Raw genomic sequence first — 15,594 nt, 5'->3', positions numbered from 1 at the left:
CAACCTCCGTGAACGAAGTACTCAGCCTTTTGCAGTGAAGTCGAACTTGGCCTCTGCGCCGATAGTTGTTCGACTTATGAGGAGATACCCCGTGATAACCCGAAGAAAACTCCTGTATTCAGGCGCAGCCTTGACCGGTGCCGGCCTGTTTGCCCCGCTGTGGGCCGGTGTTGCGTTGGCCCAGGAAGTCAGCAGCGCCGCCAGCGACGACGTCGAATCCTTCCGCCAGTTGTCGATGTTCCTCCTCGAACGCCCGAGCCTGGATGCCGCCCTGTCCTTGCGCATCCTGGCCCAGTGCACCCAGAACGACCTCGAGTTTCCGCAGAAGATGAAAGCCTTGTGGAGCAAGGTTGGTCAGCATCACTTGCGTAGCGTCGGCCAGTTGTCCGGCAGCCCGTTTTACCGCGACCCGGTGATCAAGGATACGACGCAGAAAATCGTCTCCGCCTGGTACCTGGGCTACACCGGCACGCCGGTGTCCCTGCGCGCCACCGACGGCACGCGACTGGTGACCTTCACCGGCGCGCTGGCCTACCAGCCGACCGCAGACGCCACGGTGATCCCGACGTACTCCCGGGGAAAAACCAATTACTGGGTCAATCCCCCGGCCACGCTGGCCAACGACTAAGACAAGGCACTTATATGAATCAGGATTTTGACGCCGATGTCATTGTGGTTGGCTCCGGCGCATTAGGCAGTAACGCAGCCTTTGAATTGGCCAAACTCGGCAAGTCGGTGATTATTCTGGAAGCGGGTGAACATATTCCCCGCTGGAAGATAGTCGAGAACTTCCGTAATTCGTCGAACAAGGGCAATTACAACTCACCCTATCCGAATGAGCCGTGGGCCCATCATTCTTATGATGAGCAATACATCGAGAACACCGGTTCTTTCGAGTTTCGCCCCGGCATGTTGAAACTGGTGGGCGGTACCACCTGGCACTGGGCGGCGGCGTGCTGGCGTTACTTGCCCAACGATATGAAGCTCAAGACGCTCTACGGCGTAGGTCGCGACTGGCCGCTGGAATACAGCGAACTGGAACCCTATTACGTACGTGCGGAAATTGCCCTGGGCGTGTGCGGCAGTGACACCCAGGACCAGAGCGGGCAGGGCGGCGGCGCTTTCCCGCCGCGCTCCAGCCCCTATCCGATGGCGCCGGAGGGCGATACCTACCTGTTCCAGCGCCTGCGTGAACGCATGGCCCCGGCCGGTTATCACTTTATCCATGAGCCCAATGGCCGTGCCACCGAACCCTACGACGGGCGCCCGGCGTGCAGCGGCAACAACAACTGCATGCCGGTCTGCCCCATCGGTGCGATGTACAGCGGCGATGTGCATGCCCGCCATGCCGAACAGGCCGGCGCCAAGCTGATCACCGACGCCACCGCCTACAAGCTGGAAAAAGGCGCGGACGACAAGATTGTCGCCATCCATTACCGCAGCTCCACCGGTGCCGATGTGCGGCTCACCGCCAAGTACTTCATCGTTGCCGCCCACGGCCTGGAAACCCCCAAGCTGCTGCTGATTTCCGAGGTGGCCAACTCCTCCGACCAGGTCGGTCGCAACCTGATGGACCACACTGGCCAAGGCCTGCAATTTATCGCCGACGAGCCTTTGTGGCCGGGACGCGGCGCGGTGCAGCAGGGCGGAATATTCAATCGCCGCGACGGCGAATTCCGCAAGGAACGGGCGTCGGTCAAACACTCGATCTCCAACAACGTGCCGAACATCGCCGTGGCCAAACGCCTGATCGCCCAAGGCGTGTACGGCAAGGAACTGGACGAGCGCATCCGCCATGACGCGGCGCGCTGGGTTGATGTTTCCACCGTCTACGAAACCCTGCCGCTTTCGACCAACACCGTACGCCCGAGCCGCACCCGCAAGGACGCCCTGGGCATCCCGATGCTGGTGGTCAACTACGAGGTGGGCGATTACGTGAAGGCGGCCAAGGCCGGTGTCACTGAAGACTATGCGCACTTCGTGCAACTGATGGGCGGCACGGTGGTGGAAGACAACACCGGCTACCAGAACCGCGACCACCTGATGGGCACCGTGATCATGGGCGCCAACCCCAAGGACTCGGTGGTCAACCACGAGTGCCGCACCCACGACCACGCCAACCTGTTCCTCGCCACCACCGGGGTGATCCCGGCCTCCGGCACCATCAACCCGACCCTGGCCGGCGTGGCGCTGAGTATCCGTATGGCCGACATCATTGCGCGGGAGGTCTAGGTCATGGGATTGCTTAAATTTCCGCTGCTGGCCTTGCTGCTCACCGCGTTGCCGGTGTTTGCCGCTGAAGACACCGATGCGCTGATCGAGAAGGGCGCCTATGTCGCCCGTGCCGGCGATTGCGAAGCCTGTCACCGCACCGCCGAAAACGGTGGCGCGCCTCTGGCCGGTGGGTATGTGATCGACTCACCCATGGGCAAGATCATCTCCAGCAACATCACCCCGTCCAAGGCCTACGGCATCGGCGACTACACCGAGCAGCAACTGGCGGACGCCTTGCGCAAAGGCATCAACGCCAAGGGCCAGCACCTGTACCCGGCGATGCCTTACACCTCGTACCAAGGCATGAGTGATGACGACATCCACGCCTTGTACGTGTACCTGCAACAGGGCGTCAAAGCCGTGGACCAGCCGGTGCCGGAAACGCACCTGGCGTTCCCGTTCAACATCCGCCAACTGATGTTCGGCTGGAACCTGGTGTTCCTCGACAACCAGGGTTTTGTGCCCAAGCCCGGCGCCACCGAACAGACCAGCCGCGGCCAGTACCTGGTGGACAACCTGGCCCACTGCGGTGCCTGCCACACCCCACGTAATGCCTTGATGGCCGAGGACAACAGCCAGTACCTGGCCGGCGCCAGACTGGGTGGCTGGGTTGCGCCCAACATCACCTCCGACAAGGTCAGTGGCCTCGGCGACTGGAGCGAGGACGACCTGGTCAACTTCCTGAAAAACGGTCACCTCGCCGACAAGGCTCAAGCAGCGGGTGGTATGGCCGAAGCGGTGGAAAACAGCTTCCGCTTCCTCAGCGACAGCGACCTGCACGCCATGGCCGCCTACCTGCACAGCGTGCCGCCGATCCGCGATCCCGGGCAGACCGAGCGGATTGTGCGCGACGTCAAGCCGGTGGACATGAGCGCCCTGGAAACCGGCCAGGGCGATCAAGCCTCACTGGCCGATGCCACTGGCCTGGATGGCGCACGCCTCTACAACTCGGCCTGCTCCAGCTGCCACGGTCGCGATGGCCAGGGCTCGGCGGACAAGTTCTACCCATCCCTGAGCCTCAACACCGCGCTCAACGGCAACCAGGCCAACAACCTGGTGATGGCGATCATCGCCGGCATCGACCGTAAAGGTGCCGACGGCGCAGTGAATATGCCGGCTTTGGGTGGCGACCTGAACGACGCGCAAATCGCCGCCATCGCCAACTACAGCCTGCAGACCTTCGGCAACCCGGCGCTGAGTGTCAGTTCCGAAGAAGTGACGAGCCTGCGTCGCGGTGGGGATACGCCGTTATTGATCACGGCGATGCCGTATCTGTTGTGGGGCGGTGGCCTGTTGGCGCTGGTGCTGGTCATCGTGCTGGTGCTGTGGCGGCGTCACCACCAACACCTGCGGGAAGTGGAGGCCAAGCGGATCGCGTTGAACCGGCGTTTTCATTCCAACTAGCCAGACACGCAAAAGCCCCGCCTTCGGTATGAAGTGCGGGGCTTTTTGTTGGGCGGGTAAATCACCGGATGTTTTCCTCGTCATACCCAACTGTAGGAACGGGCGCGAATTCCGCACCTGAAGCTGCGAGCCGACAAGGAGAAGTCATCATGGTCAACGTGAGTCGTCGTTCCCTGATCGCACTGGGCGCAGCCTTGCCGTTGCTGGGTCGCCTGGACTGGGCTGAAGCAAGCCCCGCCGTGGCGCCGCCCGAGGTGCTGCTCAACTACAACGAAAGCCCCTACGGGCCCTCGCCGGCTGCGCGGCAGGCCATGCAGCGCGGTATTGCCGTTTCGGGGCGCTACCCGTACCCGGACATGTACGCGCTGGTTGAACAATTTGCCCAGCAGCAGGGCATTTTGGAGGAGCAGGTGGCGGTGTTCGCTGGCTCCATGGCTGCGTTGCGCTACGCGGTGCTGGCGTTTACCAGCGAAACCCGCAGCCTGGTGATGGCCACGCCTTCCTACGAAGTACCGCGCCAGGCTGCCGAATCGCGCAAGGCCAGGGTGCACGAAGTCGATCTCACCGCCGATCACGCCCATGACCTTCCCGCCATGCTCGCCATTGACCGGCAGCCCGGCCTGATCTACCTCTGCAACCCGAACAATCCCACCGGCACCCTCACACCCGCCAAGGCCATCGAACAGGCACTGGCGAACAAACCCAAAGGCAGCATTTTGCTGGTGGACGAGGCCTATATCGACTTCAGCGATGCGCCCAGTTGCGTGGCGTGGGTCAAGGACCATGATGACTTGCTGGTGTTGCGCACGTTCTCGAAAATCTACGGCCTGGCCGGCGCACGCCTGGGGCTGGCGATCGGTCACCCGCAGTTGCTGGAACAACTGGCGGTGTTTGGCGGGGACAACGTGCCGGCGGCCGCCAGCTTGCTCGCCGGCCGCGCCAGCCTTGCGGACGCGCAACTGGTGCCGGCGCGCAAGGCGCTCAATACCCGGTTGCGGGATGAGACGGTGGCCTGGCTAAAAAACCGCGGATTCACCTGCACAGCGTCTCACAGCAACTGCTTCATGATTGATGTGCGCCGTCCGGCGGAACAGGTCATCGAGCGGCTGGACGAGCAGGGCGTGAAGATTGGGCGCGTGTGGCAAAACTGGCCGCAGTGGGTGCGGGTTACCGTGGGGAATGCTGATGAGATGAAGCGGTTTCGCGAGGTGTTTGCGGCTCAGGTCGTACGCTGAATTCGCTGCGACGCAGGTCAAATGTGGGAGCGGGCTTGCTCGCGAAAGCGGAGTGTCAGTCAATGCATACGTGACTGACCCACCGTCTTCGCGAGCAAGCCCGCTCCCACATTTAGATCGGGTTACTGCTGGGCGATGCTGTAGCCCTCAAACGCCGTCTGCTGCTGCAGCGCGCTGATGATGCTTTTACGTGTCAGTGGCTGCTCGGCGCCCGAGTTATCCACAAAGGTTTCAACTTCCAGTTCCGCCTCGTCTCCTTCACCGACAAAGGTAAAACCGAGGAACTCAAACGCCTCACGGTCCACGTTCGGCTTGGAGCGCGGCGAACGCAGCGGCAGGGTGACGCTGATGCCGTCCTTGCTGATGGCGAACACTTCCATTTCCTTCTTCGGGCGGGAAGCCTTGCCTTTGCCGGCGCTCGGGTTGCTGATGGCCTGGTGGGTCTGGTTCAGTACCTTGAGGGCCAGGCCGTAGACCAGCTCCTGGAACTCCGGGTCGTCCTTGAAGCTGGACAGGATGCGGCTGATGGAGAACTTGGTGTTGAGGTCTTCCAGGGCGGCGTTGTCGGCGGCTTCGGCGTCTTTGAGCTGCTTGAGCTCGCCCATCAGGTCGTAGGCCTTGTCGTCGTCGAAGGCGTCGTGGGCCTGGCGGATGGCCACGCGCAGCTCGCGGATCTGGTCGCTTTCCTTGGAGGTGTGGAACGCGTCCAGCACCATTTCACTGATGGTCTTGGCCGCCGGCACGTGCTGTGAAAGATTGATGGCGTTTTCGTATTCAGCTTTGGACTGCAAGGCGACTACGGATTCTTCGGTGCGGGAATCGGACATTGAAATTTCACTACTTCAGTAAACGGGGAGACGGGAAAAGCGTCGCGCATTTTCAGCGGGGAGGGGGATCAGGTCAAGGCAGCACAATGCCCTCATCCCGGTTGAATGATGCCAACGCCCGCTGCAGCTTGATCGCCCGCCCGCAAAACAGCCCAACGGTAAAACCCGAAGCCCCGCCCGCCAGGGCCAGCATTGGCGCGGTGCTCGACAGCAACGGGTGCACGGCGTGCTGGTAACCGAGGTAGTACTTCACGGCGAAGAACAGTTGGGAGATCAGCAGGATTTTCCAGGTGCCGGGCAGCACCAGCGTGTGGCCATCGAGGCTTGCACCCTTGGCGGTGAACATCGCCATCGCCAACAGGCAACCCACGGCGGCACCGCCCAGCCAGCAGCCGATCGACAGCGTTGAATGCTCAATGGACAGCAACGACCAGATCACCAGCACCACCGGCAGGATAACCAGTGACCGGTGGTTTTCGCGGCTGCCGCGGGTGGCTTTGATCCCGTACCAGCAGATCCACAGATAAACGGCATACACCCAAAGGGGCGTGCCCTGAAGAATGTCGAGCATGGTCAGCGTCCGTGCCTGATGAAGTTGGGGGTCGATATTCGCCGGGCCGCGCGTGGCTTGTCCATCGATTTAACCGAGGCGCTTGCCCATTTCGAAGGCGCGTTTTTCGTAGCCCAATTCCTCGTACAGCCGCTGCGCCGGTTCGTTGAAGGCCCAGACGGTCAGGCGCAAATCCCGGGCGCCCTGGCGGATGGCCCAGCGTTCGGCGAGCGCCATCAGTTCACGGCCAATGCCCTGGCCGCGATGTGCCTCCAGCACGCAGATCGAGCCGATCCTGGCAACACGCAGCGGCTGCAACAACGGGCTGGCGGTCTCGATGATTTGCGCGGTGATAAATCCAACACCAACGCCGTGCTGCTCGGCAAGAAACACCGCCTGAACCCGGCTGGTCAGGCAGGGCCGCCAATGGGACTGGTCGCGCTCCACCTGGTCGGTGGCGTCACGATAGATATCGGGCCGTTCCTGGTGATGCAGGCGGTTCAGCGGCTGGCCCAGCACGCACAGGGTGTGCAGGTCATCCAGGTGCGCCTGGCGATAGGTCAATCCTTGAGACATGGCAGTCCTTCGAACGGGGCAAAGGGCGTTTTATGCCCGTTATCGGCGATCACGTAAAGGCGCGGCGTTGGCCCCAAGCCCTTCAACGAAGCCGGCAATGCGCTGGCAAGCCTCCCTGAGGGTGTCATCGGCAACGGTAAACGAAACCCGCACAAACCCTTCGGCGCTGGCGCCAAACGCTTGGGCGTCAAGCACCGATACGCCGGTCTGGCGATACAGTTGCCAGGCGAATTCCCGGCCGGTGAGCCCGGTGCGGCGTACGTCCACCAGCATGAACATGCCCGCCTGGGGGACTCGGCAGTCCAGCTCGCTGATCGCACTCAACGCGTTCACCACCAGGTCACGCCGGCGCCGATACACCGCGCGGGCATCGCTGACCACGGCCTCATCCAATTCAAGTGCCTTGAGCGCCGCCGCCTGGATAAACCCTGGCAGGCCGTAAATCATGCACAGCAGCAAGTTCTCCAGATGGCTGATCAACGTGGGCGGGCCTGCCACCCAGCCTACCCGCCAGCCAGTCATGGCGTGGCTTTTCGACAGGCTGTTGAGCACCACCGTACGCTCGGCCATGTCGGGTAATGCGCTGATGCTCTGGTGTTGATCGTCGTAGATGAGCTGCCCATACACTTCATCGCAAATCACCCACAGGTCGTGGGCGCGTGCCACTTCGGCGACAGCTTCCAGCTCTTCGCGGCAGTAGACGTTGCCGGTGGGGTTGCACGGTGTAGCGAGGGCGATGCCCCGGGTCTTGTCGGTAATCGCGGCTTGCAGCGCGGTGCGGGTCAGGCGAAAGCCGTTGGCGGCCGGTTGTTCGACGGTTTTAATGCGTGCCCCCGAGGCTTGGACACAGGCCTCGTAGGTCAGGTACATCGGCTCCGGCACCAGCACTTCATCGCCGTGGCTGAACAGGCACAAGCAGGCCGCGAACAGGCCATTCTGCGCGCCGGCGACCAGGGCGATATTGTCGGCGTGCACCGCAATCCCTTGCAGCAGGCTCTGCCGGGCTGCGATGGCTTCCCGCAGTTTCGGGCGGCCGAGCACAGGGGTGTAGTGGGTGTCGCCGGCGCGCAGGGCGTCCACGGCGGTTTCACAGATCGCGCTGTGTGTGGCGAAATCCGGGTCGCCGACACTGAGCACAATCACGTCTTCGCCACGCAGTTGAGCTTCGGCGGCGGCGTAGTGAATATCCCAGGCACTGACGGATTCGCCGCCAATGCGCCCCACAAAGGGTGAATAACGCATCCTTGCTCTCCTCGCCGGCATCGATGCCCGCGTCAATTAATCAATTTCAGTTCCACTGTAGAACATGCCGCCTGATCCACATCAAGGGCCGCGCGCAAAAAATCCGCTACAACGAAGCTGGGGCCGACCATGCCCCGGTTATCTGCCTGATGACCCAATAAAAACGATTGCAGACCTGCGCCGAGGGGACCGCCCCACGCCGGGTTATTAAAGGAATAGTGCGATGATTTTTCCCCTGTCACGTCTGGGCCTTGTGGGGGTGGTGCTGTGCCTTTCCCTTCCCCTGCACGCCAACGAAGCCGACCCCACGCTGATCGAACAGGGCAAATACGTTGCCCAACTGGGCGACTGCATCGCCTGCCACACCGCCAAGCAAGGCGCGCAAATGGCCGGCGGGCTTGAACTGAGCACGCCAATGGGCACGATCTACTCGAGCAATATCACCCCGGACCGCGACACCGGCATCGGCCAGTACACCTTCGAGCAGTTCGACCGGGTGATGCGTGAAGGCGTGACGCCGGCCGGGCAGAACCTGTACCCGGCGATGCCGTACCCGTCCTACGCGAAGATGAGCGAAGGCGACATGCGCGCATTGTTCGCTTACCTGATGCAGGGCGTGGAAGCGGTGAACAAACCCAATCTGGAAGCGGAGATGGGCTTCCCGTTCAACCAGCGCTGGGGCCTGGCGTTGTGGAATTTTGCGTTCCTCGACAAGCAGCCGTTTGCGCCTGACCCGGCAAAGGATGAAGTGCTTAACCGGGGCGCTTACCTGGTCCAGGGCCTGGGCCATTGCGGTTCCTGCCACACTCCGCGCGGCATTGCCTTCCAGGAAAAGGCCATGAGCGATGCGGGTCGCAGCGGTCGGCACTACCTGGCCGGGGAGACTGTCGAGCACTGGCGCGCCTTGAGCTTGCGCAACCTGTGGACGGTGGAAGACACCGTGCAATTGCTCAAAACCGGGCAGAACCGCTTTGCCACGGTCTCGGGCAATATGGCCGATGTGATTCATCACAGTACCCAGCATTTCACTGACGCTGACTTGACGGCCATCGCGACCTATTTGAAATCCCTGCCGCCGGGCAAGGATGATCTGCCGATGCCCGCAGTGGCACAAGAGCCCGCCGCACCGCCCAAGGACCTGTTCACCAGCCGGGGCGGCCTGGGCTATATGCAGTTTTGCAGTGACTGCCACCGCAGCGACGGCGGCGGGGTGAAGGGGCTGTTTCCGCAGTTGGCCGGCAACCCCGGCGTGGCCTCCAACAACCCGACTTCACTGCTGCACATCACCCTCACGGGCTGGGAGACCGCTGAAACGGCGACTCATCCACGGGTTTACACCATGCCCGGGTTTGCCCGGTTGGCGGATCAGGAAATCGCTGAAATTCTCAGTTTTGTACGCAGCAGCTGGGGCAACGAAGGCACGCCCATCAGCGCTGCCCAAGTGAAGAAAATGCGCGACCAGCTCAACCCGGTCACCACCGATTCATCAGCGTTCGAAACCCCGCGCCTGGCGGAGTTGCTGGCAGCGCCGAATGCCGATCAAGTGCTGCGTGGCATGCGCCTGCACCTGCAGACCAAGGAACTGCTGCCGAACAATGTGGGCAATGCCTTGAACTGCACCAGTTGCCATCTCAACGCCGGTACCGTAGCGGACGGTTCGCCGTTTGTGGGTGTCTCGGCATTTTTCCCGAGCTATGCGCCGCGTGCGGGCAAGGTGGTGAGCCTGGAAGAGCGGATCAACGGCTGCTTCCGGCGTTCGATGAATGGCAAGCCACTGCCACCGGAATCGGCGGATATGCAGGCGATGGTGGCGTACTTCGACTGGATGAAAAACAACACCCAGCCCGAAGATAAAGTCGCCGGGCGTGGCGTGGGCAAGGTCGACCCTGCGATCAAGCCGGACATGGAGAATGGCAAGCAGGTCTACGCCAAGCAGTGCGCGGTGTGCCATGGCGACAATGGCCAAGGGTTGACGCGGGCGGATGGCGAGTGGGTGTACCCGCCGTTGTGGGGCGAGCAATCGTTCAATATCGGGGCGGGGATGGCGCGGCTGTACACGGCGGCGGCGTTCGTGAAACGCAACATGCCGATTGGCTTCCACGAGAAATTCCCGTTGGGCCAGGGCGGGTTGTCGGATCAGGAGGCGGTGGATGTGGCGGCGTACTTCTCCCAACAACCTCGTCCGGATTTCCCGGACAAGGTGAAGGATTGGCCGAAGGGGGGAAGCCCGTGGATGCGCGGTACTAACCCCACCACCTGTTCGAAGTGGGCACAGTCAATGTGGGAGCGGGCTTGCTCGCGAAGACGGTGAGTCAGTCACCCATGTATTGACTGACACTGCGCTTTCGCGAGCAAGCCCGCTCCCACAGTTTTAACCGAGTGCAGTCAGTTAGAAGGTGGTGCGCAAGCCCACCTGCACACTCCGCCCCGGCGCCGGGGCGATGTCCCGCAGGATCGAGCTGGCATAGCGCACGGTCTGGTTTGTCAGGTTCTCGCCGTTGACGAACGCCAGCCACTGGCTGCCGCCCACGTTGAAACGGTAGCCGGCGCTGGCGCCCAGGGTGGTGTAGCCGTCGGTGCCGCTTTCGTTATCCGGCACACGCCCCTGACCCGCCGCGTGTTCAACGTCGATCCGCGCCTGCCAGCGATCCAGTTCCCACAGCAAGCCGCTGTTCAAACGCAACGGCGCAATCCGTGGCAAGGCTTCACCCGTGTCCAGGTTGGTCGCGCGGGTGTAGTCGCCGGACAGTTCCAGCGCGAACTTGCCGTAGGCACCTTCCCCCAGCTTGATGTGATCCTGGGCTTCAAAGCCCGCGAAACGCGCGCGCACGCCGGAGTATTTGTATTCCGGAATGCCGCCGGCATCCTCCTCGCCTTCGTCATTCAAGGTGCGACCGCTGCCCAGCAGGCCGATGTAGTTGGAGAAGTGGCTGTAGAACACGCCGAAGCTGCCCTTGTGGGTGCCGTTGTCAAAGCGCAGCGCCAGGTCGCTGGACACGGCTTTTTCTTTCGACAGGTTGGCGTCGCCCAGTTCATAGGTACCGGTGGCGACGTGAGCGCCGTTGGCATACAGCTCGTAGAACGTCGGGGCGCGTTCGGTGTAGCCCAAGGTGGCGGCCAGCGACCAGATCGGGGTCAGGGTGTACACCGCGCCGGACGACAGGCTGCCGGCGGTGAAGTCGGCGGATTTGTTGGCATTGGCAAAGCGCGCGTTGCCTTTGCCGTCCGGGTCGACGTTAGTGTGTTCCAGGCGCCCGCCGAGGCTCAGCTTGAGGCGCTCGGTGGCCTGCATTTCTTCGAAGATAAACAGCGCGCCGGCATTGGTGTCGGTCTGCGGCACGAAGGCTTCTTCACCCAGCGCCGAGAATTCGTTGCGGCTCACCTGCGCGCCCACCACGCCGTTGAATGGCCCGATCGGCAGGTGCCGCGCTTCAACCCGCGCTTCATAGCCCTTGTTCTTGAAGGTGGTGCCGGTCTCGCCGCCTTCGATTTCCATGTGCTTGTAGTCGGTGTAGCCGGCGTCGAGTTTCACCGAGGTGAATGGGCCTTGCAGGTTGCGGATCTCGGACGCAAAGGCGTAGTGATCCTGCTTCATGCGGATGCGTACGTCCTGCTCGGCCGGGGAGCCGTAGTTGCTGTCGTAGTTGCTGTAGGACAGCCCGGCGTAACCGTCGTTCCAGGTGTAGGAACCGCCGACTGCACCACCGTCCTGGCGTCCGTCGCTGTTGCCGAGGCGACCGTTCTTGCCTTCACCGTCTTCACTTGGTGGTGCTTGGCGGCTGCGGGCAAAGCCGGGGATTTTCAGGTCGTTGAATTCCCGCGCGCTGGCGTCCAGGTGCAAGGCGAAAGTGCCGTTGCCGGCTTCCAGTTTGCCGGCGCTGCTGCGGGTGGTGTCGGCGCCGCCGTAGCGCAATTCACCGGCCCCGTGAATGCCTTCGATGGCTTCGGTGGGGATGCGGTTGTCGAAGGTGTTCACCACGCCGCCGATGGCGCTGCCGCCGTAGAGCAGGGCGGCCGGGCCGCGCACGATTTCGACGCGGTCGATGTTGACCGGGTCCAGCGGCACCGCGTGGTCATAGGACAGCGACGAAGCATCCAGCGCGCCGACTCCGTTGCGCAGAACGCGAATACGGTCACCATCCTGGCCACGAATGATCGGCCGGCTGGCCCCCGGGCCGAAGTACGACGACGACACGCCGGGCTGCTTGTTCAGGGTTTCACCCAGGCTGCCTTTTTGTTGCAGGGTCAGGTCGTCGCCTTCGAGCACGGTGGTGGGCGAGGCGAGGGTTTCGCTGCCCAACGGGTTGCCGGTGATGACTTGGGGTTGCAGCTCCAGGGCGTTGGCCTGGGAGGTGATCAGCAGGGCGGCGGCCAGCGGGGTGAGGCGCCAGAGAGAAGAGAGGGACATCGGTCGTTCCTTGGCAAACGGCAAAAAAAGAGAAGGCTGAAAACGGTAAGGGATTCGATACCCTTTGATAGTTATCGTTACAATATAACATAACTTTTTTCTCTGCCAAGGGGAACTTTCCCAGAACCCGCTCGATCACTCCCACACTGATCGTTCCCACGCTCTGCGTGGAAATGCGTCCCGTGACGCTCTGCGTCACCATTGCGCAGGGTCAAAATTTGCGTCGACCGCGGGACGCAGAACGTCCAATTCGGCATTCCCACGCAGAGCGTGGGAACGATTGAACAGTGGCCTATAGTGAAGGCAACGCTTCCACCCGCACGGCCCGTCCGCTAAGGTGCGCGGCTTCGTTTTCTTCTTTTCGCAAAAGGCCCGGCATGACCGCGACAAACAAAGACCCACTGCACGGCGTCACCCTGGAACAGGTTCTCACCGCGCTGGTGGCGCATTACCAATGGGAAGGCCTGGCCGAGCGCATCAATATCCGTTGTTTTTCCAGTGACCCGAGCATCAAGTCGAGCCTGTCGTTCCTGCGCAAGACGCCGTGGGCGCGGGAGAAGGTCGAAGGGTTGTACGTGAAGTTGATGCGCACCAAGCGACCGGTCGAGGACTGAGGTGAAACGTCACCTTATCGGCCTGGCAGCCTTCGGCGGCTGGGTTGGCCTGGCGCTGCAGCAGTACATCATTTTCTACTACCGCTGGGTCGATGGCGCGAGCCTGTTGCCGGGCCTGGTGAATTTCTTCAGCTTCTTCACCGTGCTCACCAACACCCTGGTGGCGGTGGTGTTGACCCATGCGTGGGTGCAACGGCCAACCGCAGCGAGCCGGTTCTTTCTTGGGCCCGTGGTCAGCAGCGGAATTGCCGTGAGCATTGTCGTGGTCAGCCTCGCCTACAGCCTGTTGTTGCGCCACATGTGGCAGCCTGCGGGGGTGCAGTTTTTGGCGGACGAGCTGCTGCACGACGTGATGCCGCTGGTGTTTGTCGTGTATTGGTGGTGGTGCGTACCCAAGGGCGGCCTGCGCCTCAAGCACATCGGACTGTGGGTGATTTACCCGCTGGTGTACTTCGCGTATGCATTGTTGCGCGGGTATGTGTGGGGGCTGTATCAGTACCCGTTCATTAACGTGGACACCCTGGGTTATCCACAGGTGTTTATCAATGCCGGGGGAATTCTGGCGGGGTTTGTACTGGTTGCTTTGGGGGTGGTGGGGCTGGATAAAATCTGTAGGAGCGAGCTTGCTCGCGAAGAACGTTAACGATAACGCAGTGTGTCTGGTTTAACGCGGCGCTCTCAGGTTCTTCGCGAGCAAGCTCGCTCCTACAGGGATCATTGTTGCCAGTAACCGACGGCCTTGAGGAATGCCTCATTGACGTTGTGCGTGTCCAGCAGTACCCGCCGCAGCTGGCGCGACAGCTTGCTCTCGGTGGCGACGAAGCTGTACAGCGAACCGCCCGGCAGCGTCAGGTTCTGCACCGTCTCGAGCAGGTCATCCTGGCCACGCACCACCCAGATCACTTCCACCTCGGCAGCGCTGTGCAGCGGCTGCTGCTCTGCCGCATTGGCGATCTCGATCACCGCCAATACCTTGCGCCCCGCCGGCAATTCGTCCAGGCGCCGGGCGATGGCCGGGATCGCGGTTTCATCGCCGATCAACAGGTAGCTGTCGAAGATATCCGGCACGATCATCGAACCACGGGGCCCGCCGATGTGCAGGTGCTGGCCGACCTTTGCCTGCTCGGCCCAGGTGGAAGCAGGGCCATCGCCGTGCAGCACGAAGTCGATGTCCAGTTCGCCAATGGCCAGGTCGTACCGGCGTGGGGTGTAGTCGCGCATGGCGGGTTGGGGGCCATCGCCGCGCAGGTTGAAGTCGGGGCTGTCCAGCGCGGCTTGTTCGGCGGCGTTCTGCGGGAACAGCAGCTTGATGTGGTCGTCACTGCCCAGGCTGATAAAACCCGCCAGTTCCGGCCCGCCCAGGGTGATGCGGCGCATGCGCGGGGTGATGTCGACCACGCGCAGCACTTCGAGGCGGCGGCGTTTGATTTCGTGGGTCACGCGGTGGATGGCTTGGGTATTCATTGAGCTTTCCCGTCGGCAATGGCTTGGGCGGTGCTGTTGAGCAGCGCCGCGACACGAACGATTTCTTCCGGGCTCCAGCGCCCGTGGTGCGAATGCAAGGCGTGGCGCAGGTTATGCACCGCCTCGTGGATTTCCGGCGGACGGTCCTGGCCGCGCAGCGAACGTTTGCTCACATCCATGCGCATGCGGATACCTTCGAGGGCAACCGCTTGTTCGCTTAAGAAGAGACGACCGGCGTCGGTGATTGTGTAGCGTTTTTTTCCGTCTTCGGCATCGCCGGTAATCAATTCGCTTTCTTCGAGGAATGTCAGCGTGGGGTAGATCACGCCCGGGCTTGGGCTGTAGGCGCCGTCGAACAGGGCTTCGATCCGGCGGATCAGGTCGTAGCCGTGGCACGGTTGTTCGGCGATCAGCGCCGGCAACAGCAGTTTAAGGTCGCCGGGGGCGAAGACCCGTGGGCCACGGCCGCCGCGCTCGCGGCCTGGGCGTTTGTCGAAGCCGTCGCGGCTGTCACCGGGTTCGCGGTGTGAATGATGGTCTCTCATTTCAGGAGCTCTCGTTTGGTTTAGATACAACGTAAGATATATCTTATAGCCATCGCAACCCGGGCAGACGAACGGTCACTACCCGCTCGATGGGCGCACTGCCTCTCACGACATATTCTTCAACTTGTTAGTTGATGTACTCCAGTAATTACTGTTGTTTTTTAGAATATGTAATCCTATTCTTACAGGCTTGATCTGCACTAAATCATTCTCGTTAAAGTTCGTGTAGTCCACTTCTTACGGCTCTTTCAAAAGTTTTGGCAAATGGCCATAATTTTCCTATGTGTCTTGGTATGACAAGGCTACGTGAATTAGCGAATCGACCGGCTTTCATATTCAAAATCGAAATGGATAATTGCCCGGCCTCGAACGAACTCCTGAATTGCAATACAAGTAATTGGAAAGCATCTGGTTTCCACTGCTTCAGGAAACTGTTCTGGCGCTTGGTTAGTAAG

At 61.7% G+C, this 15,594-nt stretch carries 13 protein-coding genes and 1 pseudogene; 7 read left to right on the top strand and 7 right to left on the bottom strand.

Annotation, left to right across the window (positions count from 1 at the left end):
• The first annotated feature begins 91 nt into the window (after positions 1-91).
• From NVB75_RS14260 to NVB75_RS14245, 4 genes are all read left to right on the top strand, one after another.
• Positions 92-628: a sorbitol dehydrogenase family protein gene (locus tag NVB75_RS14260; protein WP_258347741.1), complete on the top strand. Its 537-nt coding sequence runs from the start codon at positions 92-94 to the stop codon at positions 626-628.
• Between the two features lie 14 nt (positions 629-642).
• Entirely contained in the window at positions 643-2,232 is a 1,590-nt protein-coding gene (locus tag NVB75_RS14255; RefSeq protein WP_167662841.1) for a GMC family oxidoreductase, read from the top strand.
• 3 nt (positions 2,233-2,235) lie between these two features.
• Positions 2,236-3,678, top strand: a complete 1,443-nt coding sequence (locus NVB75_RS14250) for a cytochrome c (RefSeq protein ID WP_258347739.1) — start codon at positions 2,236-2,238, stop codon at positions 3,676-3,678.
• Positions 3,679-3,827: 149 nt separating this feature from the next.
• On the top strand, positions 3,828-4,913 hold the full coding sequence (locus NVB75_RS14245) for a pyridoxal phosphate-dependent aminotransferase (RefSeq protein WP_258347737.1): 1,086 nt from the start codon (positions 3,828-3,830) through the stop codon (positions 4,911-4,913).
• Between the two features lie 122 nt (positions 4,914-5,035).
• Here NVB75_RS14245 and NVB75_RS14240 read toward each other — a convergent pair whose 3' ends face one another.
• From NVB75_RS14240 to NVB75_RS14225, 4 genes are all read right to left on the bottom strand, one after another.
• On the bottom strand, positions 5,036-5,740 hold the full coding sequence (locus tag NVB75_RS14240) for a hypothetical protein (RefSeq protein ID WP_258347735.1): 705 nt from the start codon (positions 5,738-5,740) through the stop codon (positions 5,036-5,038).
• 73 nt (positions 5,741-5,813) lie between these two features.
• Positions 5,814-6,311, bottom strand: a complete 498-nt coding sequence (locus NVB75_RS14235; protein WP_003216397.1) for a hypothetical protein — start codon at positions 6,309-6,311, stop codon at positions 5,814-5,816.
• A 69-nt stretch (positions 6,312-6,380) separates the two neighbouring features.
• Positions 6,381-6,866: an N-acetyltransferase gene (locus tag NVB75_RS14230; protein ID WP_008435578.1), complete on the bottom strand. Its 486-nt coding sequence runs from the start codon at positions 6,864-6,866 to the stop codon at positions 6,381-6,383.
• Between the two features lie 39 nt (positions 6,867-6,905).
• Positions 6,906-8,108, bottom strand: coding sequence for a pyridoxal phosphate-dependent aminotransferase (locus NVB75_RS14225; protein WP_258347732.1), 1,203 nt, complete (start codon positions 8,106-8,108; stop codon positions 6,906-6,908).
• 223 nt (positions 8,109-8,331) lie between these two features.
• On the opposite strand from NVB75_RS14225, the pseudogene NVB75_RS14220 reads away from it, so the two are divergent.
• Positions 8,332-10,355: pseudogene (locus NVB75_RS14220) on the top strand (c-type cytochrome).
• 142 nt (positions 10,356-10,497) lie between these two features.
• On the opposite strand, the gene NVB75_RS14215 reads toward NVB75_RS14220, so the two are convergent.
• Positions 10,498-12,516 (bottom strand): TonB-dependent receptor, encoded by a 2,019-nt coding sequence (locus NVB75_RS14215; protein WP_258347730.1) that lies wholly within the window; start codon positions 12,514-12,516, stop codon positions 10,498-10,500.
• 377 nt (positions 12,517-12,893) lie between these two features.
• Between NVB75_RS14215 and NVB75_RS14210 the strand changes: the two genes are divergently transcribed.
• Positions 12,894-13,130: a VF530 family DNA-binding protein gene (locus NVB75_RS14210; protein WP_003216406.1), complete on the top strand. Its 237-nt coding sequence runs from the start codon at positions 12,894-12,896 to the stop codon at positions 13,128-13,130.
• Position 13,131: 1 nt separating this feature from the next.
• Complete coding sequence (locus NVB75_RS14205) at positions 13,132-13,773, top strand: Pr6Pr family membrane protein (RefSeq protein ID WP_258347726.1); 642 nt, start codon at positions 13,132-13,134, stop codon at positions 13,771-13,773.
• 71 nt (positions 13,774-13,844) lie between these two features.
• Here the strand turns inward: NVB75_RS14205 and NVB75_RS14200 are convergent, their stop codons facing one another.
• Both NVB75_RS14200 and NVB75_RS14195 read right to left on the bottom strand, forming a co-directional pair.
• Entirely contained in the window at positions 13,845-14,594 is a 750-nt protein-coding gene (locus tag NVB75_RS14200; protein WP_258347724.1) for a siderophore-interacting protein, read from the bottom strand.
• Positions 14,591-15,139, bottom strand: a complete 549-nt coding sequence (locus NVB75_RS14195) for a PadR family transcriptional regulator (RefSeq protein WP_258347722.1) — start codon at positions 15,137-15,139, stop codon at positions 14,591-14,593. The genes NVB75_RS14200 and NVB75_RS14195 overlap by 4 nt, the downstream gene beginning before the upstream one ends.
• Between the last annotated feature and the right edge of the window lie 455 nt (positions 15,140-15,594).

Source organism: Pseudomonas sp. CBS, assembly GCF_024734645.1.
Lineage (GTDB): Bacteria > Pseudomonadota > Gammaproteobacteria > Pseudomonadales > Pseudomonadaceae > Aquipseudomonas.
Note: the sequence above shows the minus strand (reverse complement) of the source record. Positions and strands in the feature narration are given on the sequence as shown.